Consider the following 19,996-nt stretch of genomic DNA (forward strand, 5'->3'; position numbering starts at 1 on the left):
TTTAGATTATACAATATTTTAAGAGAAAAATCAATGTTTTTACTAATTAATTTATTATTATAGTTAAAACTTTCCGTTTACAAGTTATAATATCACTTTTTTAACAAAAAGTCAATAAAAAAATTAACCAATATTCTATTTTAAGTATTATGTTTACTACTATTTCCTATAAAATAACCTAATTTTATTGACTTATTAGTCACTTTAAAATTTCATTTTTTTTATTTTCCTATAAACTATTATATTAGCCAAATAATTAATTCAAACTGTATAAAATTAGATTAAACTTTAGATTTAATCAGAATAACTATTACTTTTTAGTTTGATTTCAAAGTGTTATTTCTGTGTAAATTGCCAAAATTTAAGTTATATGTTTATCATTTTATCAATAGAATTTTCTAGTTTTTTCAATAATGCAATACGATTATTTCTTAATTTTTCATCATCAGCATTAATAATTACATTATCAAAAAATTGATTAATTGTATCGGCATTATTTAATAATGTTTCAATATAACTTGAAAAATCTGCATTTTCAATACTTTCCAACTGATTTGCAAAATTGTATAATGCTTTTTCTTCATCTGATTCAAATAATGCGCTGTCAATATTTAGATTTACATTTTTTTCATCTTTAACAATATTTTTTACACGTTTTAAAAGATTTATTAAAATCTCAAAATTTTCAGTTTGTGATAATTTTAGAAGTTCAGATAATTTCTTATCCAATTCTACAACATTGTTTTCAAGATTTATTTCATAATTTATAAGTTCTTTCTTGTATTTTTCAGAAAGCACATTAATTATTCTTTGTTTGAAAAATTCCGTTACATCCTTCACGACATTCTTTTCCAATACTTTTTTATCTGCCGAGAAAATTTCATAAGCTTTTTCAATTAATTCCTTATAATCAAAAGACAATTTTGAATTTAATACAACTTGAATAATTCCTTGTGTAGCACGTCTCAAAGCGTAAGGATCTTTAGAACTTGTAGGTTTTAATCCAACTGCAAAACATCCAATTATTGTATCCATCTTGTCAGCAATTCCAGCAATTGCACCTTCCACAGTCGTAGGCAATTTATCCCCTTGATAACGTGGCAAATAATGTTCAAAAATTCCAAGTGCTACATCTTTATCCTCACCTTGCTTTTGAGCATAAACGGAACCCATAAATCCTTGTAACTTAGTAAATTCCTTTTCTCCAATTACATTTGAAACAAGATCTGCTTTTGCCAAATCTACAGTTCTTATGATATTTTCCTTCTTATCAGTCAAGTTTAACTCTGAAATCAGATATTCAGCAATTTTTTCACTTCTTTTAACTTTTTCAAAAATTGTTCCCATATCCTTTTGGAAAGTAACTTCCTTCAGTTTTTCCACATTATCTGCAAATTTACCTTTTAAATCTTCATCAAAGAAAAATTTCGCATCGGCAAGTCTTGGCTCTACAACCTTTTCATTCCCTTTTTTAACAGTTTCTGAATATTCAGGCGCATTTCTTATAACAATAAATTTATTTGACAATTTCCCATTCTTATCTTTTACTGGAAAATATCTTTGGTGAGTTTCCAATGTAATTGTTATAATATCTTCAGGAAGCTGCAAATAATCCTTGTTAAATTCACCCTTTATTGCATAAGGATATTCTACCACATTAACCACTTCATCCAATAAATATTTATTGATTATCGCAGTATCTCCATCCTTTTCACCATTTTCTTTTATGCTTTTCAAAATTTCTTCTCTTCTTTTTTCACCATTCACAATAACAAAATTTTCAAGCAATATCTTTTCATAATCAAGCGGATTATTAATCTCAATGTCCTGAGAAGCAAAATATCTCATTCCACGAGTCTTATTCCCACCTTTTAGCCCTTCAAACTCAAAAGGTAAAATTTCCCCATTATCAAATAAAGTCACAAACCATTTAATCGGTCTTACAAATCTAAATGTTCTATCCGCCCATTTCATAGATTTTTCAAACTCTATTTTCTTTATCGCATTTTTCAATATTTCAGGTAAAATCTCCCTAGTATCCTTCCCTGCAATAAACTTTTCAATCGAAATATACTTCCCTTTTTCATTTTCAATAATCTTTATATCATCAGCCGTAGCACCCTGAGATCTCACAAATCCCTCACCAGCTTTCGTAAGTTGTCCATCCTTATAAGCAATCTCAACTGAAGGCCCTACACTTTTCTTATCCAAGTCATCCTGTTTTTCAGCCAAATCCTTTATAATCGCTGTAACCCTTCTAGGCGTACTAAACGATTCAATTTCTGAAAACTTGATTCTTTCAGATTTTAATTCATTTTCTATTATTTTTTTCAGATCCTTTTCCGCCTTATCCACATATTGTGCAGGCAATTCTTCCAATCCTATTTCAAAAAGAAAATTCAATTTTTTCACTCCTTTCGGTACTCTGTTCATCTTTTTTCATTTTTTATTTATTTCTCATATTTTCTTACAAATTTTTCCTCAAATTCCTCTTTTGAGTAGGTGTGTACATTTTTGAAGCAGTAACCTTTAAAATTTCTTAACCCAGCTCTCAACCTTTCCTCAATTTTTACAGTCTTTAACAAGTTATCTAACAATTTTTTATCATTTCTTTCAGAATTTGAAAAATTAGCAACTAAAATATAATCCAATTCTTTTCTAGTATCTTTCAATGTTTTATCAAAAATATCACAAAATATAAGCACACTGTCATATATCTTTTTATGAAGTTCAAATTCTTTGATATTTTTCATTTCTCCATTTTTAAATTCAATAAAGACATAATTTTCATCTTGAATAAACAAAGCATCATTTGATTTAATACCTACTCCCTTAAACTCTATCTTCCCTGTATATTTATCTTTTAAACAATCAAAATCAATTACTTGCAAATCAGAATTTGTCATATAATTATTGCTATCATCCTTTGAAGTTTTTTTCAAAGTTGACTTACATTCTATTCTCAAATCACTAATCTTCATACAATTCTTCCTCATTCATCAAATTTTCAAAAGAAATAGCTAACTTATAAAATAAATCATCTGTTTTGTTAGTCTTGTCAACTAAAATTGCTTGTTCTCCATCCAATTCACTCATATAATATTTACATTTATTTGATATTTTATACTTTTTTGAGTAAACTTGAATAGCCTTAAGAAAATAAGGACTGTGTGTTGTTAGTAAAATGTGCATTTTAAACTCTTTCTGCAACAATACAATTAATTCTGCAAATTTTATTTGCCATTCAGGATGAAGATGTATTTCAGGTTCATCTAAAATTATAGTACCATTTTCCTGAAGTGTATTATTAATAAATAACATTTTTAAAACAGCAAAAGATTTTAATCCTGCTGATAAATTTATTAAATTAAGTTCATTCCCTTTATTTTTTCTCCTGTAAACATAATTTCCCCTATTACTTAAAATAATATCCCCTTCAAATAATTCATTCAATTTCAGATAGAATTTTTCTAATTTAGAATTTAATATAATTTCATCTACTAAACTACCTTTTTTTTGTATTAATTTATATTTCAAATAATTTTTATGATTATAAATAGTATTATAATCAGTATTTTTTATTGCATTTCTTACAAACAATTCATCTGTTAAATCATCTAGTATAAAAGGATCATCAATATAAACTATTTCTGTATTTAAAAAGTGTTCATTTTTTATTTCTTTTATTATATTATTTTCAATACTTAAGAAACTTTCTTTATCTTGTATTTTTAATTTTATATTTCCAACTAATTCTGTATATATATTCGTTATTTGATTATTGAATTCATTACTAAAATTTCTATTTAATATTGCTAAAACAAATGATTTTTTAGGAATTTTCAGCAAATCAAATATTCTTTTTACAGGTTCTTCAGGTATCTCATTTTTTGTTTTCTCACTATTATTTGAGATAAATTCTAAAATTTTATTTTTTAATATTTCAATATCGTATTTTGATCCTTCAATCAAAATTTCATCAATAATTTCTTTGAACTCAACATTATAAAAAAACGAACCTGTAGCATGAACATAAAGTAATTCTAAATTATGTTTAATAGTGTTTCTTTTTTCTCTTATAATTTGATCATCCAGCTTATACAGACTTTGAAATATTGAAAACAAAACTTTCCCTATTGTACTTTTTCCTGTATTATTCTCTCCCGCAATAACAGTTATCCCATTTATCTCAACATCAGCTTCCTTCAGTTTCCCAACATTTCTTATCGACAATTTCATTCAACAGCCCTCCTTTCAAAAGAAGAATCCCCCTCTTTTATGTCTATTTATTTTTATTCAGCAATGGGAATCCCAATCTTTCCCTAGCTTCTACAAATTTTTCTGCACATCCCTTGGCCAAATCTCTAATTCTTAAAATATAAGACATTCTTTCTGTTGTACTAATTGCCCCTCTTGCATCAAGGTTATTAAATGTATGTGAGCATTTTAGAACATATTCATAAGCTGGGAATACTAAATCGTTGTTTAGACAATTTTTAGATTCCTTTTCGTACATATCAAAAAGTTGGAAATGCATTGGAACGTCTGCTACTTCAAAACTGTACTTTGATAACTCATACTCAAACTGGAATCTTCTTTCTCCGTATTTTACACCTTTTGTCCATTCTAAATCTTTTACATCATCTTTATTTTGTAAATAAAGTGCAATTCTTTCAAGTCCGTAAGTTATTTCTGATGGAACGATTTTCACTTCCAGTCCTCCAACTTGCTGAAAATACGTGAACTGCGTAATTTCCATTCCATCTAGCCAAACTTCCCATCCTAATCCCCACGCTCCAAGTGTAGGGCTTTCCCAGTTATCCTCTACAAATCTTATATCGTGCTCCTTCGGATCAATTCCTAGTGCAACCAAACTTTCTAAATAAAGTTCTTGAATATTTTCTGGTGATGGTTTCATAATTACCTGAAATTGATGATGTTGGTACACTCTGTTAGGGTTTTCACCATATCTTCCATCTTTTGGACGACGTGATGGCTCAACATAGGCAACATTCCAAGGTTCAGGCCCTAATGACATCAAAAAAGTATCTGGATTAAATGTTCCTGCACCTGTTTCAATATCATACGGATTTGATATTATACATCCTTTATCTCCCCAAAATTTTTGAAGAGTTAATATAATTTCCTGAAAAGTCATTTTTCTCTATCCTTTCTCTATATTTTACTATTTTTTCTTATTCAAACGTTTTTTTAAATACACTGCTACTAAAATCAGCAGTGAAATAATAACGTATTTGATAACATTAAATGCTGTAGCACCTATTTTCTTTGGCAAAAAATAATCCTCTGCTATTTTATAGAAAGTTGATAATTCTTTCTTTTCTCCATATTTTCTTATAATTTTTTTTGGATTTTTCAGATTAACTTTTTTTATTTTCAGTTTTTCTTTTACTTGTTCTTCTGTTAAATGCAGTGTCTGTTCTTTTGAATTAATAATAAAATATCCTGATTTTTTATCAATTTCCTTCATTTCTTCCTGTTTGTTTTTTTCATCTTCCATTAAGTCAAAATCTGCATTTACATAAAAAACTTCAGCAATCGCTTCGTTGGCATTGTACACATATCCTACCCAACTACCTTTTATTTTTCCTAATTTCCCCAAATATCCTATATTTGACAAATAATAGTTCACTTCTGGAATCGCTTCGTTATACTCTGTACTCACTGAATATCCGTTTTTTAAATTCAAAACTGTATTTTCCTTAACTGGAAACCACACAAAGAAAAACAAAACTGTAAAAATCAATATCGCAATATCTATTCCAAATATTGTTCTTAACTTATTTTTAGAAACCGAAATAATAATAGCCATAACAGCAATAATCACAACTAAAACCCGAAATAGCATCATTGCCAAATATACTGCTCCAAACATATATTATCACCTATTTTTTTTCAAATATTTTCTCACCAAATAATCAATTATAATAATATAAATACCAATATGTACATACATATCCGCCACATTGAATACAAAAACCCAAATTCCCCGAAAATCAATCATATCAATTACATATCCCCGAAAAATTCTATCAATCATATTCCCCAAAGCTCCAGCAGCAATTACTGCCACTCCTATTTTAGTCCATTTGCTATAATTTTTAAAATTCTTATATTCCATAGCGACTACATATATAATCAGAACCGTACTTGCTATCGTAAAAAGGTTGATTTTACCCTGCAAAAGTCCAAAAACTCCACCGTGATTTTCAACATAAGTCAAATGAAAAAATCTTTTTATTAATGGTATTGAAAAACCTTGTATTCCACCTGCTACATTGTACATTAACTGCTTTGTAATTTGATCTAATGCAGCTAAAACCAAAATAATAATTATATAAGGCATTCTTTTCTCCTCACATTTTTTATTAACACATGTTTGTAAAAAACGAACTAAATAAGTTATTTTTATTTAGCTGTATTTAGTCCTATTTTACAAAATAAATTTTATGTTACATTTTTTCCAAAACGCTTGCACATCTCGGACAAACATCTGAATGATTGTGATCGTGCCCAACTTCTTCATCATACTTCCAGCATCTTTCACATTTTTCTCCAGACGCTTTTTCCACACTTATACTTATTCCTTCGATTTCACTTTCTGCTAAATTATCATTTACAAATTTAACTTGAGATACGATAAATAAATCAGAAACTTCATTTTCTGTATAATCTTTTATAAATGAATATTCATCATTGGCAATATTTAAAAGAACTCTTGCATCAAGAGAATGTCCTATTAATCCAGTCTGTCTTTCTGCTTCCAGCTTTTTGTTCACTTCTCTTCTTAGACGTGCGATTTTATCCCATTTTTTAGCCAACTCTTCATTTAAGTATTCAGGATTTGCTTCAATCCATTTTGATAAATGCACACTTTCTTCTTCTTTTAACGCTTCTGGAATTCTTTCCCAAATTTCATCAGCAGTAAACGACAATACTGGTGAAATAATTCTTACTAACACTTTTAGAACTTCTGTCAGCACAGTTTGAGCACTTCTTCTTTCGATTGAAGTTGTACCTTCACAGTAAAGTCTGTCTTTTACGATGTCAAGATAGAATGAAGACATTTCCATTGAGCAGAAATATGTAATTTCTTGGAATAAACTGTAAAATTCGTATTTATCATAATATTCAGTTGTTTTTTCTTTTAATTCTTCCAGTTTGTGCATTGCCCATTTGTCAATTTCAAACATATCTTTATAGTCAACTTTATCATTTGCATAGTCAAAGTTATTTAAGTTACCCATCAAGAATCTTGCTGTATTTCTAATTCTTCTGTATGCATCTGACATTTGTTGTAAAATGTTTTCAGAAATTCTCACATCTTCTCTGTAATCTACTGATGATACCCAAAGTCTTAAAATATCTGCTCCGTATTTTTCTGTAATATCTTTTGGAAGTATTGTATTTCCAAGTGATTTAGACATTTTTCTACCTTGTCCGTCCATTGTAAATCCGTGAGTTAATATTCTCTTGTAAGGTGCATCTTTTGTACTTGCAATTGATGTCAATAGTGAAGATTGGAACCAACCTCTGTGCTGGTCACTTCCTTCAAGATATAAATCTGCTGGTCTTGGCAAGTTTCTTGGCACTAGCACACTTCTATGCGAAACTCCAGAATCAAACCAGACATCCATTATACTTCTTTCTTTTCTAATATCCACATCTTTTAAATTATATTTTTCTAAAAGTTCATCCCCAATAATTTCTTTGGCTTCATATTTCCACCAAATATCAGTTCCTTCTTTTTTAACCAATTCAATTATTCTATCCATAATTTCTGGCTCATAAATAACTTCATCAGTCGCTCTATTGTAAAATAATGGTATTGGCACTCCCCAGACTCTTTGTCTTGAAATAGTCCAGTCAGGACGAGTTTCTAACATTGAACCAATTCTATTTTTACCCCAAGATGGCACAAATTCAACATTTTCCAATGCCTTTAATGCATTTTCCCTAATATCGCTTTCGTCAATGCTAATGAACCATTGTTCAGTTGCTCTGAAAATAACTGGTTTTTTACTTCTCCAATCATGTGGATACGAGTGAACAAAAGTTGTGTGATATAACATATGTCCGCTTTCGGTCAAGTCTTCAACAATCGCTTTACTTGCTTTTGCATAGAACATTCCTTCATATTTTCCAGCTTCTTTAGTCATATGCCCTTTATCATCTACTGGCGACAAAATTCCAATGTTATATTTCAATGAATAATTATAGTCATCTGCCCCATGTCCAGGCGCTGTATGAACTGCTCCTGTACCTGCATCTATTGTTACATAATCAGCATTCATTACTAACCCTTTTCTATCTAAGAACGGATGTTGATAATGAGTATATTCCAATTCTGTCCCTTTAAATTCTTTTAATAATTCATACGACAAGTCCAATGTTTTAAACACATCTTCAGCCAAGTCCTTTGCAACTACAAGATTACCTTTTTCAGTTTTATACAATCCGTAATCAAATTCAGGATGTAAGAATACTCCCAAGTTTGCTGGCAATGTCCAAGGTGTTGTTGTCCAAATTAAAATACTTGCTTCATCCACACCTAATTTATCAGTCAAATCTTTTTCCCCTTCAAATTTTACATAAATTGAATGAGAAGTTACATCTTTATACTCAATTTCTGCTTCTGCAAGTGCAGTTTCAGTAGTTGGCGACCAGTATACTGGTTTTAACCCTTTATAAATATATCCATTTTCATAAATTTGTTTAAATACTTTTAATTGTTCTGCTTCATATTCAGGTCTTAAAGTGATATAAGGATTATCCCAGTTTCCTAAAATTCCAAGTCTTTTAAATCCTTCTTTTTGTTTTTCCACCCATTTTAATGCATATTTTTTACATTCTTGTCTAATTTGCAGTGGAGTCATATTTTTTGCTTTTTCCCCAAGTTCTTCCATTATTTTCCACTCAATAGGAAGTCCGTGAGTATCCCATCCTGGAATATACGGTGCATTATAACCTCTTAATCTCTTATATTTTAAGATAATATCCTTCAGTATTTTATTTAACGCATGTCCAATGTGAATATCTCCATTCGCATAAGGCGGTCCATCGTGAAGCACAAAAAATGGTGCTCCTTCTTTCAATGATTTTTCATAAATTTCAGCTTTTTTCCAGTCCCTTAATGTCAAAGGTTCTTTTTGTGCCAAATTAGCTTTCATTTTAAAACTTGTCTTTGGCAAATTAAGCGTTTTTGCATAATCCACTTTTTCTGGATTGTTGTTTTCTGACATTACTTCCTCCTACTTTTATTTAAAATTATTTTTTTTACTGTTTTTATGTCTTTTATTATATCACAATTTTATACATTTTTAAATAACTCTCACTAAATCCCGCTTAAAAAATAAAATAATATTTTATTTGGCAGCAAAATTTAATTTTTTAAATAAATAAGGAGATACTAAAATTTTTATAACTTCAGTATTCTCCTTTTTATTAACTATTTATTGCATTTATTTTTTTAAAACTTCATAATTCTTAGTTTTAAGTTTTTAATGAAGTATTCCTGCTCCGATGAATGTTAAAATACCTAAAACAGCTGCATAAGCTATTGAATATTTAACAGTGAATTTAAGCATATCTCCTTCTTTACCCATCAATCCAACTGTTGAAGCGGCAATTGCAATATTTTGCGGAGAAATCATTTTTCCTCCTGTTGCTCCACCTGTACCAGCGGCAATATACAATGCTTTCAATGCATCATGCGATCCTGCTATATTTACTTGAACTCCACCGAATAATAAGTTAGATGCCAAGTCACTTCCTGTTACGAATGTACCGATAGTTCCTAGGAACGGCGAAATTACTGGGAAGAATTTACCTGTTGCAGCAAATCCTTTTGCTATACTTTCAATCATTCCACTATGTTTCATTACTACTGATAATGCCACAATTCCCATAATTACCACAACTGAAGGTAATTTACTTAAAATTGTTTCTTTTAATGTTTCAGCCATAACTTTTGGTTTTACACCTTGAATGAATCCTGCTATAACAGTTGCAACAAATAATGGTGCAGCTGGTGCTAAAATCCATTTGAATATTACGCTTGGATCTCCTTTATCCTTAAACCATGTAGCTTCATGTCCTAAAGCAAAATTGAAATGTGTAGTTGTTGGTTCTAACGCTTTATGAACAGCTTCTACAACTGGACTTGTTCCAATAATTAAGATTATCATCAAAATATATGGAATCCAAGCCATAAATGCATCTTTTCCAGTAATAGCTTGACCTTTATTAGATTTTGCACTTTCATCTTCTTTAATAAAGATTTTAGTAGCAACTATCATTAAGATCATTGCAAATAAACTTGATAAAATTGTTGGTAATTCTGCACCCATTGCTTTTGCGATAAATGGTTGTGTTAAATAACCAATAATCGAAGCAATAACTACAGGTAAAATTCCTCTTCCAAATGCTGCATTTTTTCCACCATCAATTTCTTTATTAGCCATTATTACCAAGATAAATGGTATAATACATGTCAATAACAATAATAATAATGATGTGTAAAATGCTGTTTCTCCAGCATTCAATTTAAAGTTTGAAATCATTGTTGTAACTGGTAGTCCAACTGTTCCAAACGCTGTTGGTGTTGAGTTTGCAATAAGACAAATTAAAGCTGCACTTAGTGGAGTGAATCCTAATGAAACCATGATTGCTGCTGGAATCGCAACTGCTGTTCCATATCCTGCAATACCTTCTATAAATCCACCAAATCCCCAAGCTAATATCAATGCTTGAGCTCTTTTATCTGTTGAAATGCTTCCTAACATTGATTTGATTGTTTCAATTTTACCAGTTTTTACTGATAAATCATAAGCAAACAATGCAGCAAATACTACAAAACCGATAGGCATCCACGCTGTTGCAAATCCTTCAATAATTGAAGCGATAACCCCTTGAACTGGCATTTGCCATCCAGGAACAATAAAGTTTAAAATAATTGCCACTACTAAACTGGCATACGCACTAAACATAGCTGATTTTTTCAAAAAAGTTAATAGTATCAAAAATACAACTATTGGCACTAATCCGATTAAAAATAATCCCATTTCCGAACCTTCCTTCTCTATATTTTTTTTAAAAAAGTTTTAAAAAGAAAAATTTCTTTTAAAATTTAAAATACATAAAATATTTTACTTTTTAAAATTAATTTGGTTTTTTAAAAATTCTTTAAATTTTTTTAGGTTATATTTTTTTAGACTTGCTTGACAACTACATAAACTATTTTACTATGATCATTTGACAAAGAGACTTGTCTACTTGATATAAATAAAATCATAAGTTTCTAAACATTTCTATTGCAAGAATTAGAAGTTTATAATTTAAAATAATATTTATAACTTTTTAATAACCCAAATTTCTCACTTATATATTATCAAATTTTTCAAAAAAGTACAAATATTTTTTTAAAAATTTTTTATTTTTTTATAATATCTGCACTTTTTTAATATTTTTTAAATTTTTTTATAATCCTTTTCTCGTAAGTCCCACTCTTCCACGCTCTTTATCCAGCGACAATATTTTAACTTTAATAATTTGCCCCACAGATAACTCTTTTGTTGCATCTTTAACAAATTTGTCAGAAATTTCAGAAATATGAAGCAGTGCATCCCCTTTTAGTCCTATATCCACAAAAGCCCCAAATTTAGCGACATTTCTCACAGTTCCTTCCAAAACCATTCCTTCTTGTAAATCATCCATATTTAAAATATCCGATCTCAATAACGGTTTTTCAAACTCATCTCTTGGGTCTCTTCTATCTTTTAACAACGCTTCGTAAACATCTTTTGCAGTTTGTGGTCCAAAATCATTTTCTTTTATAATTTTGTCCAAATCCACTGTTTTCAATTTCTGTCTAACTTCATCCAAATCAGATTTTAAATCGTCAACCTTACAATTTGCTTCCTTCAAAATAGTTTCAGCGATATGATACGATTCTGGATGGATTATCGTATTATCCAAAGGATTTTTACTATTAGGCACTACAACGAATCCTGCCATTTGTTCAAACGCCTTCGTTCCAAGCCCTTTTACCTTTTTCAATTCTTTCCTATCCTTAAAATCTCCATTTTCATGTCTATAGTCTACAAGATTTTTTGCTACATTTTTCTTAATTCCTGAAACAAAACTAAGTAATGCCCAAGAAGCCGTATTAATATTGACTCCAACATTATTTACAACATGCTCAATCGTTTGTTCCAATGTTTCATTCAATTTTTTTTGATTTACATCGTGCTGATACATTCCAACTCCAATTGATTTTGGATCAATTTTTACAAGCTCAGCCATCGGATCTTGAATTCTTCTAGCAATCGAAATCGCTCCTCTCGCCGTTACATCCAAATCAGGAAACTCCTCAATCGCAATTTTTGAAGCTGAATAAACTGAAGCTCCTGCCTCACTTACAATCAAGTATGAAACAGGTTTTGATGCCTCTTTTATAACATTTGCCACAAAACTTTCAGTTTCACGAGAAGCTGTCCCATTTCCAATTGCAATAATATCAACATCGTATTTTTTTATGTAATCCAATATTTTTTTCTTTGCCGTTTCAAGCTGTTTTGGATTATGCACTCCTTCAACCAAGAAAAGCACATCGTTTGTTTCATAAAAACCGTCTTTATTAATAATTACCAGTTTGCAACCTGTTCTATAACCAGGATCAAGGCCCATCAATGTTTTTTTACTCAAAGGCGGTTGTAAAAGAAGTTTTTCTAAATTTTCAGAAAAAATATTAATCGCTTCTTCCTCAGCTTTTTCAGTATAAATATTTCTCACTTCATTTTTTATCGACGGATAAGCCAGTCTATCCAGTGAATCTTTTATAACTTCACTCAAAAATTCAACTAAATTTTTATTTTCAAAAGTATCCAAAATAAAGTCCATTATAAATTTTTCAGTTTTTTCGTCAATTTCAATGTCAACTTTTAATATTTTTTCTTTTTCCCCACGATTTATCGCCAAAATTCTATTAGAAGCCGCTTTTTTAACAAGCTCCGAATAATCATAGTAATCCTGATAAACCCCTTTTTCATCATTTTCCTTATTTTTCTCCACAACTTTAGAAGCCAAAATTCCAAATTCTGAAATTTTATCTCTCAAGAATTCCCTTATTTTCACATCTTCTGAAATATTTTGTGCAATAATCAAATGCACTCCATTAATCGCATCTTCAATCGACAAAACTTCTTCACTCAAATATTTTTCCGCTTCTTTCTCTAACATCTCAAAAGTAGTTGTCGGCATCAACGCAAATTCTGTCAAAGGTTCTAGCCCTTGCTCTTTCGCAATATCCGCCTTCGTTTTTTTCTTCTTTTTGTAAGGTAAATAAAGATCTTCCACTTCCTGAAGTTTTGTTGCACAAGTTATGCTATTTTTCAGTTCATCAGTCAATTTTCCCTGCTCTTCTATAAGTCTTAAAACTTCTTCTTTTCTCTTTTCCAAATTTCTATAATAAGTAACTTTCTCAATTACATCCCTAATTTGCTCCTCGTCCAAATTTCCCGTAACTTCTTTTCTATAACGAGCAATAAACGGCACAGTTGCCCCTTCATCAAAAAGTTTTATTGTATTTTCCACTTGTGACTCGCCAAATTTTAGCTCACTTGCCACATTTTTTAAAATATCCAATGTCTTTCCTCCATTTGCAATTTAATTTTTTATTTTAAATTTACCAAAACTATTTTAGCATAATTTATAAAAAATAACCAGTTGAATAATTTTATGAGATGAGTTGAAAATTTTAAAGGGCAAATATTTGCAAAAAAAAATATCAACCTTTTAAAAGTGCTGATACTACTGAACTAATCCACTATTTCGTGTGGGCTTTTATGGTGCGAAAGGTGGGACTCGAACCCACATGTCGAAGACGCTAGATCCTAAGTCTAGTGCGTATACCAATTTCGCCACTCTCGCAAAAAAAATTTTATTTTAACAAATGGTGAGCCATACTGGGATCGAACCAGTGACACCTTGATTAAAAGTCAAGTGCTCTACCGACTGAGCTAATGGCTCATATTATGGGGTGATCGACGGGACTTGAACCCGCGACAACCAGTGCCACAAACTGGCGCTCTACCAACTGAACTACGATCACCATATATATGAATTTTTCTTTCTAAATAAAATGGAGCGGGAGACGAGGGTCGAACTCGCGACATTCAGCTTGGAAGGCTGACGCTCTACCAACTGAGCTACTCCCGCAAAACTTCTAAAATGGTCGGTGTAGCAGGATTTGAACCTGCGACCCCCTGCTCCCAAGGCAGGTGCGCTACCGAACTGCGCTATACACCGTCCCTTCAACAAGTGATTTTTTCATTTTCATCAATCACTCTCGGACAAGGAATATAATATCATAATTTCAAATTAATGTCAACACTTTTTTTGAATTTTTTTTACATATTTCTAAATTTAACTAAAATCCAGTTTTATAAAATATGCTCAAACCCCTTTAAAATATAATCAATCTGGAGTTTGAGCAAAACAAATATAATTTCAAAAAATTTTATAATACTGATTAATAATTTTTAAAAAATAATAGTTCCCTTTTCTCTTTCAAAAATCAATTTCTTTTCAATTTTTTCATTAGCATCTTCCATAAAATCAATAAAACACTTCTGATTTTCATATTTTTGGTTTAGAGTCTTCAATTTATTTTTAGTTTCAGATCCAAGGTGATTGTCCTCCTTCAAAATATTCCGTACATCTTGATTTAACACGAGTATTTCATTTATTGAAATTCTTCCGCTATATCCGCTAGAACATTCATCACAGCCTTCTCCCATGCACTTCTGACATCTTTTTCCAACTAGCCTCTGTCCAATAACTCCAATTAATGAATCTAGTATCAAATATTTCGGAATTCCCATATCCACTAGCCTAATTAACGTAGAAACAGCATCATTTGTGTGAATTGTGGAAATTACAAGATGTCCTGTCAATGCAGCTCTTACAGCTATTTCTGCAGTAATTTCATCTCTAATTTCAGAAATTACGATAATATCAGGATCATTTCTCAATGTGGCTTTCAAAACTTCAGAAAATGTTACTCCAATTTCTTGATTTATCTGTATTTGAACAGTCCCATTAATTTTGCTTTCAACTGGATCTTCTACGGTTATGATTTTTTTTCTTCCATTATTTAGCATATTTATTAGGGATTTTAATGTTGTAGATTTCCCAGAACCTGTAGGCCCGCTTACGAGAATCATTCCATATTTTCTATCTAAAGTTTCATTTAACATTTTAATGCTTTGACTTGAAAATCCCAATGTTTCAAGTTTTATATCCTTTAAATAATTTTCCAAAATACGTAAAACCATAGTCTCCCCGCCAGCTGTCGGCATATAGGCAGCCCTTATATCATAACGTTTATTTGTATTTTTTGCATTTAATAAAAAAGAAAAGCTGCCATCTTGTGGCTTTCTTTTCTCTGCAACGTTCATTCCAGCCAAAATTTTCATTCTGGCAATAATTTCTGTAATATTTTTTTCAAGAACTTTTCTATTCACTGCTTCATACAATTTCTGGCTTTCTTTCAGATAGCCGTCAACCCGGTATTTTATTTCCATTCCTTCCAGCAGGTCAAATTTCACGTGAATATCACTAGCCCGCTCCTTAAATCCAGTCTTTACAATTTCATTTAAATAAGAAACAGTATCTTTTGATAAAAAACTATTCTTTTTATTATCGACAACATCCTTTAGTTTTGCCTTTTCAATTATTTTTTCATTCATTGTCCTCAATTTTCCCTTCCCGCTTTTATATTTTCAATTATTTCTTTTTCACAGTTCCGCTGCTAAATTCCTCCAGCACCAATTCTGTCTGTTTTTTCAATGTTTTAAACAATCCCTTTTTAATCAGATTGTACCACTTCAAAGTCGCACGTTGAGCATCAATCCCTTTTAATGTTTCCTTTAGCTGCAGTTTAAAAAAGTCAACTTCTTCGTAAGACAATTTTACATTTTTAGTTTTTTCCTTTTTATTTGCCTTTGTAATTTTAACTTCATTTTCCAAATATTTAAAGAAACTAAATACATTTGGCAGCTGTTTTTCATATTGGCTCATCATTTTTCTCATTTCCTCAATCATTTTTGCCAAATAACTTCTTGACATTTTTGAAAATGTAACATTGACTTTTCTTTTCCCTTTTCCAATTTTTTGCACAAGCTGCTGCATTTTAGCCTGTGATTTTGCATTTATTAAATCCATATTGCTAACAGTATTTGGATTTACCATTTTTGCCATAAATTCTCCTTTCTTTTTTTATCATTTTAATTTTTTTACTATTTCCTCAAATAAAATATTACCTTCTCGTAATAACGTAATCTCTCCATTTTCAAATTTTACAATTGTAGACGGCTTCCCTGTCAATTCTGATTCTTCATTTGGAATAACAATATCCACATTTTTTAGCAATTCTTCACTTAAATCCTCAATTTTTTTAACCGAACTTTCACCTGAAATATTAGCGCTTGAAGTCAATAATATTCCTCCAGATTCTTTTATTATTTCCAAAGCAATTTTATTTTTTGGAATCCGAATCCCAACAGTTTCCATATTTTCATCAAATTTCCTTGTAAAATTACAATTTGCACGAAAAATGACCGTCAGTTCTCCTGGCCAGTATTCATTGAGAATTTTAGAAATTTTTTCCATATTTTCTTCAGTTTCATTTACCAGATCCTTCAAAATTTCCTTATTACTAATTAATGCGATTATTTTTTTAGAAAAATCACGTTTTTTTATTTTATAAATTTTTTCAACAGCTTTCTTTTCAGGAAGAGAGCCAATTCCATAGACAGTATCTGTAGGAAATACAGCAACTCCTCCATTTTTTAAAATTTTTATAGCTTTTTCAATTTTACTTTTTTTATCTTTATCAATCTTAGTCATCATTTCCATCATCAACTGGCATTTCAAATAAACCGCTTATTGGATTATTTGTAGCTATTCTAGTTATTATTTCTGCAAACATTTTACTTGTTGTCAATATTTTTAATTTATCGAATTTTTTATCTTCAGGCAATTGAATAGTATCTGTTACTACAATTTCAGTAAATGCTGATTTTTTTAATCTTTCAACTGCAGGATCAGAGAAAACAGCATGTGTTGCACATCCGTAAACTTCCAAAGCACCCTTGTCAATTAAAGCTTGAGCAGCATTGCAAATTGTTCCGGCTGTATCAATCATATCGTCAATCAAAATAGCCTTTTTACCTTTTACATCACCAATAATATTCATAACTTCTGAAACATTTGCCTTGGCACGTCTTTTATCAATTATTGCAAGCGGTGTATGCAGCCAGTTTGCAAGTCCTCTAGCTCTTTTTACTCCACCAACATCAGGCGATACAACAACTGTATCTTCTGGGCTAAATCCGTATTTTATAAAGTGTTTTGCCAAAATTGGCAATGCTTCCATGTGATCCACTGGAATGTCAAAAAATCCTTGAATTTGTCTTGCATGCAAGTCCATTGTAATTACTCTTGTAGCTCCTGCAACTGTCAGCAAATTTGCAACAAGTTTTGATGTAATCGGCTCTCTTGGACTTGCCTTTCTATCTTGTCTTGCATATCCATAATAAGGAATTACAGCGATAATTTCCTTGGCTGAAGATCTTTTAATTGCATCAATAAAGACTAAAAGTTCCATAAGGCTTTCATTTACAGGTTTTGAAGTAGACTGAACAATAAATACTTTACAGCCACGTACACTTTTCTTCGCCTTTGCAAAAGTTTCTCCATCAGCAAATTTTACAATTTCAGCAGCTGATAAATCCATATCCAAGTATTTTACAATCTTTTCTGCCAATTTTTCACTTGATGTTCCTGCAAATACTCTAATTTTGTCTTTGTCTTCTTTGGTTAATGTTATCATTTTATTTCCCTTTCTCTCATTAATATTTTTTATTTTTATTAACTTTTTATTTTCTGACATTTCCCTATTTCTAATTATTTATTTTTTTTCTCCTTATTTACCTGTTTTGCCCTTCCAAAAGCAAGCGCTTCATCAGGAATATCCTCTGTTATAACCGAACCTGCAGCTGTCAAAACTTCATTTCCTATTTCCACAGGTGCTACAATTATTGAATTGCTTCCAATAAATGCATTCTTTCCAATTTTTGTCCTATGTTTATTCTTCCCGTCATAATTGCAAGTAATAGTTCCTGCGCCAACATTTGTATCTTGCCCAATTTCAGCATCTCCAATATAAGTCAAATGCCCTGTTTTTACACCCTTTTCAAGAGTAGAGTTTTTTATTTCCACAAAGTTTCCAACATGCACAGTTTCTTTTAAGTATGCCTTTGGTCGTAAATGTGCAAACGGCCCTACAGTTACTCCTTCTTCAAGAGTTGACTTTTCTACAACAGAGGCTTCTATTCTAACATTATCAGCAATTACAGAGTTTTCGATTCTAGTATTTCCTAAAATTTCACAATTTTTTCCAATTTTAGTATTTCCTTGAATTGTAACATTTGGATAAATTACAGTATCTTGCCCAATTTGAACATTATCTTCAATATAAGTCGCATCTGGATCAATCAAAATTACACCACTATCCATCAGTTCAATATTTTTTCTATTTCTCAAAATTTTCTCTGCCTGTGCCAACTGAACCTTAGAATTTACTCCTAAAATTTCATCTTCATCTTCAATTTGAAAACTGTCAACATTATATCCTTCACTTGTCAAAATTTTTATGGCATCAGTCAAGTAATATTCACCTTTTGAATTGTTATTGTCAATTTTTTTAATTGCATAAAGCAAACTTTCATTTTTAAAAATATAGACTCCTGTATTAATTTCATCTATTTTTTTCTCATTTTCATCTGCTTCCTTTTCTTCGACAATATTTGAAATTTTTCCATTTTCCTTAACAATCCGTCCATATCCAAACGGATTCTTAACCTTGCAGGAAAGCACAATACAGTCAAGTTTTCCTTCCTCAAAAGCATCCTTTAGCTTTTTCAGCGTTTCTTCCTTCAAAAGAGGCGTATCTCCACAAGTGATAAGCACATCTTCACCATATTCCTTAATTTTATCCTTTGCAATCAAAATAGCATGTCCTGTCCCAAGCTGCTCCTCTTGTGTAACAAAATCAACATCTCCCATTTCAGCCAGCACATCTTCCTTTTTATGCCCCAAAATAAAAACATTTTTTTTATTCCCAATATTTTCAAGAACAGTCACAACTCTTCTAATCATCGGAACACCATTTACCTTGTGCAAAACCTTAGACTGCTCAGACTTCATTCTAGTCCCTTTTCCAGCCGCCAAAATTACCGAAATCATCCTTCCTCCTTAATTTAATAATCAACAATTAAAATATTTGTCTTTAATTTTTACTCAAACTATACTTTACACACTAATTATATCAATTTTTTCTAATTTATGTCAAATGATAAAAAAATTTTATTTATTTTTCTCCTCACTCTCACTATTATGATTCAAATGAATTCTCAAAGCTTCTAGCGAAATTTGAATTTCCAAAAGTGAAAATAATAGTGAAACTATCAACGATACAAGACTTATTCCAAAACTTATTTTCCCAATAAAATCCATTTGAAGAAATAAAAATAGCATAGAAATGGCACACATTAACAGACTTGAAACTCCAAAATACTGCATTTTTTTTATATAATTTAGCCTTTTTCTCAAATTTTTAACTTGATAAAACTCATGCTCCACTTCCCCGCTTGAATCCATCTGCCTCACAATCGCTGTAAGTGCCAGAAACCTATTTGTGTATGCAAGCAAAAGTAAAGATACGGTAGGAAAAAGAACTGCAGGTGTAGTTATTTCCAAAGTCATATTTTTCACCTTCCTTTAAAATTTATTTTTATTCTAAAATCCATTTAAAAATAAAAAAATATTTTATTTATTTGATAACAAAAAGTTTTAAAATACTGCTAAATAAAAGCCAACAGAAATCTATTACTAAATAAAAAATATGCCTAAT

General features: G+C 30.5%; 15 protein-coding genes and 5 tRNA genes. All 20 read right to left on the reverse strand.

Annotated features, from left to right (window positions below; all coding sequences use genetic code 11):
• Positions 1–366: 366 nt before the first annotated feature.
• The 20 genes from glyS to HW276_RS09325 all read right to left on the reverse strand — a co-directional run bounded on the left by glyS (position 367) and on the right by HW276_RS09325 (position 19,848).
• Positions 367–2,403 (reverse strand): glycine--tRNA ligase subunit beta, encoded by a 2,037-nt coding sequence (gene glyS, locus HW276_RS09230; RefSeq protein WP_178938557.1) that lies wholly within the window; start codon positions 2,401–2,403, stop codon positions 367–369.
• A 47-nt stretch (positions 2,404–2,450) separates the two neighbouring features.
• A complete protein-coding gene (locus tag HW276_RS09235) occupies positions 2,451–2,981 on the reverse strand; it encodes a hypothetical protein (protein ID WP_178938247.1) in 531 nt (176 codons plus the stop codon).
• The gene (locus tag HW276_RS09240) at positions 2,971–4,239 is read right to left on the reverse strand and encodes an AAA family ATPase (protein ID WP_178938248.1); all 1,269 of its coding nucleotides are present in this window, start codon (positions 4,237–4,239) and stop codon (positions 2,971–2,973) included. The genes HW276_RS09235 and HW276_RS09240 overlap by 11 nt, the downstream gene beginning before the upstream one ends.
• A 43-nt stretch (positions 4,240–4,282) precedes the next feature.
• On the reverse strand, positions 4,283–5,158 hold the full coding sequence (gene glyQ, locus HW276_RS09245) for a glycine--tRNA ligase subunit alpha (protein ID WP_178938249.1): 876 nt from the start codon (positions 5,156–5,158) through the stop codon (positions 4,283–4,285).
• 27 nt (positions 5,159–5,185) lie between these two features.
• The gene (locus HW276_RS09250) at positions 5,186–5,896 is read right to left on the reverse strand and encodes a hypothetical protein (RefSeq protein ID WP_178938250.1); all 711 of its coding nucleotides are present in this window, start codon (positions 5,894–5,896) and stop codon (positions 5,186–5,188) included.
• Positions 5,897–5,902: 6 nt separating this feature from the next.
• Positions 5,903–6,427, reverse strand: coding sequence for a signal peptidase II (gene lspA / locus HW276_RS09255; RefSeq protein ID WP_370464649.1), 525 nt, complete (start codon positions 6,425–6,427; stop codon positions 5,903–5,905).
• A gap of 46 nt (positions 6,428–6,473) precedes the next feature.
• A complete protein-coding gene (gene ileS, locus HW276_RS09260; RefSeq protein ID WP_178938252.1) occupies positions 6,474–9,263 on the reverse strand; it encodes an isoleucine--tRNA ligase in 2,790 nt (929 codons plus the stop codon).
• A 258-nt stretch (positions 9,264–9,521) separates the two neighbouring features.
• Positions 9,522–11,084 carry an L-lactate permease gene (locus HW276_RS09265; protein ID WP_178938253.1) on the reverse strand — a complete coding sequence of 521 codons (1,563 nt, stop codon included), beginning with the start codon at positions 11,082–11,084 and terminating at the stop codon, positions 9,522–9,524.
• A 415-nt stretch (positions 11,085–11,499) separates the two neighbouring features.
• Positions 11,500–13,665, reverse strand: coding sequence for a Tex family protein (locus HW276_RS09270; RefSeq protein ID WP_178938254.1), 2,166 nt, complete (start codon positions 13,663–13,665; stop codon positions 11,500–11,502).
• A gap of 201 nt (positions 13,666–13,866) precedes the next feature.
• Positions 13,867–13,950 (reverse strand) — tRNA-Leu (locus HW276_RS09275).
• Between the two features lie 23 nt (positions 13,951–13,973).
• Positions 13,974–14,049, reverse strand: a tRNA-Lys gene (locus HW276_RS09280).
• Positions 14,050–14,055: 6 nt separating this feature from the next.
• Positions 14,056–14,131 (reverse strand) — tRNA-His (locus tag HW276_RS09285).
• A gap of 31 nt (positions 14,132–14,162) precedes the next feature.
• Positions 14,163–14,238 (reverse strand) — tRNA-Gly (locus tag HW276_RS09290).
• 13 nt (positions 14,239–14,251) lie between these two features.
• Positions 14,252–14,328, reverse strand: a tRNA-Pro gene (locus HW276_RS09295).
• Between the two features lie 233 nt (positions 14,329–14,561).
• Positions 14,562–15,770 (reverse strand): GspE/PulE family protein, encoded by a 1,209-nt coding sequence (locus HW276_RS09300; protein WP_178938255.1) that lies wholly within the window; start codon positions 15,768–15,770, stop codon positions 14,562–14,564.
• A gap of 37 nt (positions 15,771–15,807) precedes the next feature.
• The gene (locus HW276_RS09305) at positions 15,808–16,281 is read right to left on the reverse strand and encodes a viral A-type inclusion protein (RefSeq protein ID WP_178938256.1); all 474 of its coding nucleotides are present in this window, start codon (positions 16,279–16,281) and stop codon (positions 15,808–15,810) included.
• A 21-nt stretch (positions 16,282–16,302) separates the two neighbouring features.
• Positions 16,303–16,929 (reverse strand): L-threonylcarbamoyladenylate synthase, encoded by a 627-nt coding sequence (locus HW276_RS09310; RefSeq protein WP_255460429.1) that lies wholly within the window; start codon positions 16,927–16,929, stop codon positions 16,303–16,305.
• On the reverse strand, positions 16,922–17,914 hold the full coding sequence (locus tag HW276_RS09315; protein WP_178938558.1) for a ribose-phosphate pyrophosphokinase: 993 nt from the start codon (positions 17,912–17,914) through the stop codon (positions 16,922–16,924). Before HW276_RS09315 ends, HW276_RS09310 begins: the two co-directional genes overlap by 8 nt.
• A 74-nt stretch (positions 17,915–17,988) precedes the next feature.
• Positions 17,989–19,329, reverse strand: a complete 1,341-nt coding sequence (gene glmU, locus HW276_RS09320; RefSeq protein WP_178938258.1) for a bifunctional UDP-N-acetylglucosamine diphosphorylase/glucosamine-1-phosphate N-acetyltransferase GlmU — start codon at positions 19,327–19,329, stop codon at positions 17,989–17,991.
• Positions 19,330–19,449: 120 nt separating this feature from the next.
• Positions 19,450–19,848 carry a DUF2721 domain-containing protein gene (locus HW276_RS09325; protein ID WP_147004276.1) on the reverse strand — a complete coding sequence of 133 codons (399 nt, stop codon included), beginning with the start codon at positions 19,846–19,848 and terminating at the stop codon, positions 19,450–19,452.
• Between the last annotated feature and the right edge of the window lie 148 nt (positions 19,849–19,996).

The sequence above is a fragment of the Leptotrichia sp. oral taxon 417 genome, from assembly GCF_013394865.1.
In the GTDB taxonomy this organism is placed as follows: Bacteria; Fusobacteriota; Fusobacteriia; order Fusobacteriales; family Leptotrichiaceae; genus Leptotrichia; species Leptotrichia wadei_A.

What these genes read in the sequence shown, in the direction of transcription:
- HW276_RS09235 (WP_178938247.1), bottom strand. Translation starts at nt 2,981, where the DNA reads ATGAAGATTAGTGATTTGAGAATAGAATGTAAGTCAACTTTGAAAAAA.
- HW276_RS09240 (WP_178938248.1), bottom strand. Translation starts at nt 4,239, where the DNA reads ATGAAATTGTCGATAAGAAATGTTGGGAAACTGAAGGAAGCTGATGTT.
- glyQ (WP_178938249.1), bottom strand. Translation starts at nt 5,158, where the DNA reads ATGACTTTTCAGGAAATTATATTAACTCTTCAAAAATTTTGGGGAGAT.
- HW276_RS09250 (WP_178938250.1), bottom strand. Translation starts at nt 5,896, where the DNA reads ATGTTTGGAGCAGTATATTTGGCAATGATGCTATTTCGGGTTTTAGTT.
- ileS (WP_178938252.1), bottom strand. Translation starts at nt 9,263, where the DNA reads ATGTCAGAAAACAACAATCCAGAAAAAGTGGATTATGCAAAAACGCTT.
- HW276_RS09265 (WP_178938253.1), bottom strand. Translation starts at nt 11,084, where the DNA reads ATGGGATTATTTTTAATCGGATTAGTGCCAATAGTTGTATTTTTGATA.
- HW276_RS09300 (WP_178938255.1), bottom strand. Translation starts at nt 15,770, where the DNA reads ATGAATGAAAAAATAATTGAAAAGGCAAAACTAAAGGATGTTGTCGAT.
- HW276_RS09305 (WP_178938256.1), bottom strand. Translation starts at nt 16,281, where the DNA reads ATGGCAAAAATGGTAAATCCAAATACTGTTAGCAATATGGATTTAATA.
- HW276_RS09310 (WP_255460429.1), bottom strand. Translation starts at nt 16,929, where the DNA reads ATGACTAAGATTGATAAAGATAAAAAAAGTAAAATTGAAAAAGCTATA.
- HW276_RS09315 (WP_178938558.1), bottom strand. Translation starts at nt 17,914, where the DNA reads ATGATAACATTAACCAAAGAAGACAAAGACAAAATTAGAGTATTTGCA.
- glmU (WP_178938258.1), bottom strand. Translation starts at nt 19,329, where the DNA reads ATGATTTCGGTAATTTTGGCGGCTGGAAAAGGGACTAGAATGAAGTCT.
- HW276_RS09325 (WP_147004276.1), bottom strand. Translation starts at nt 19,848, where the DNA reads ATGACTTTGGAAATAACTACACCTGCAGTTCTTTTTCCTACCGTATCT.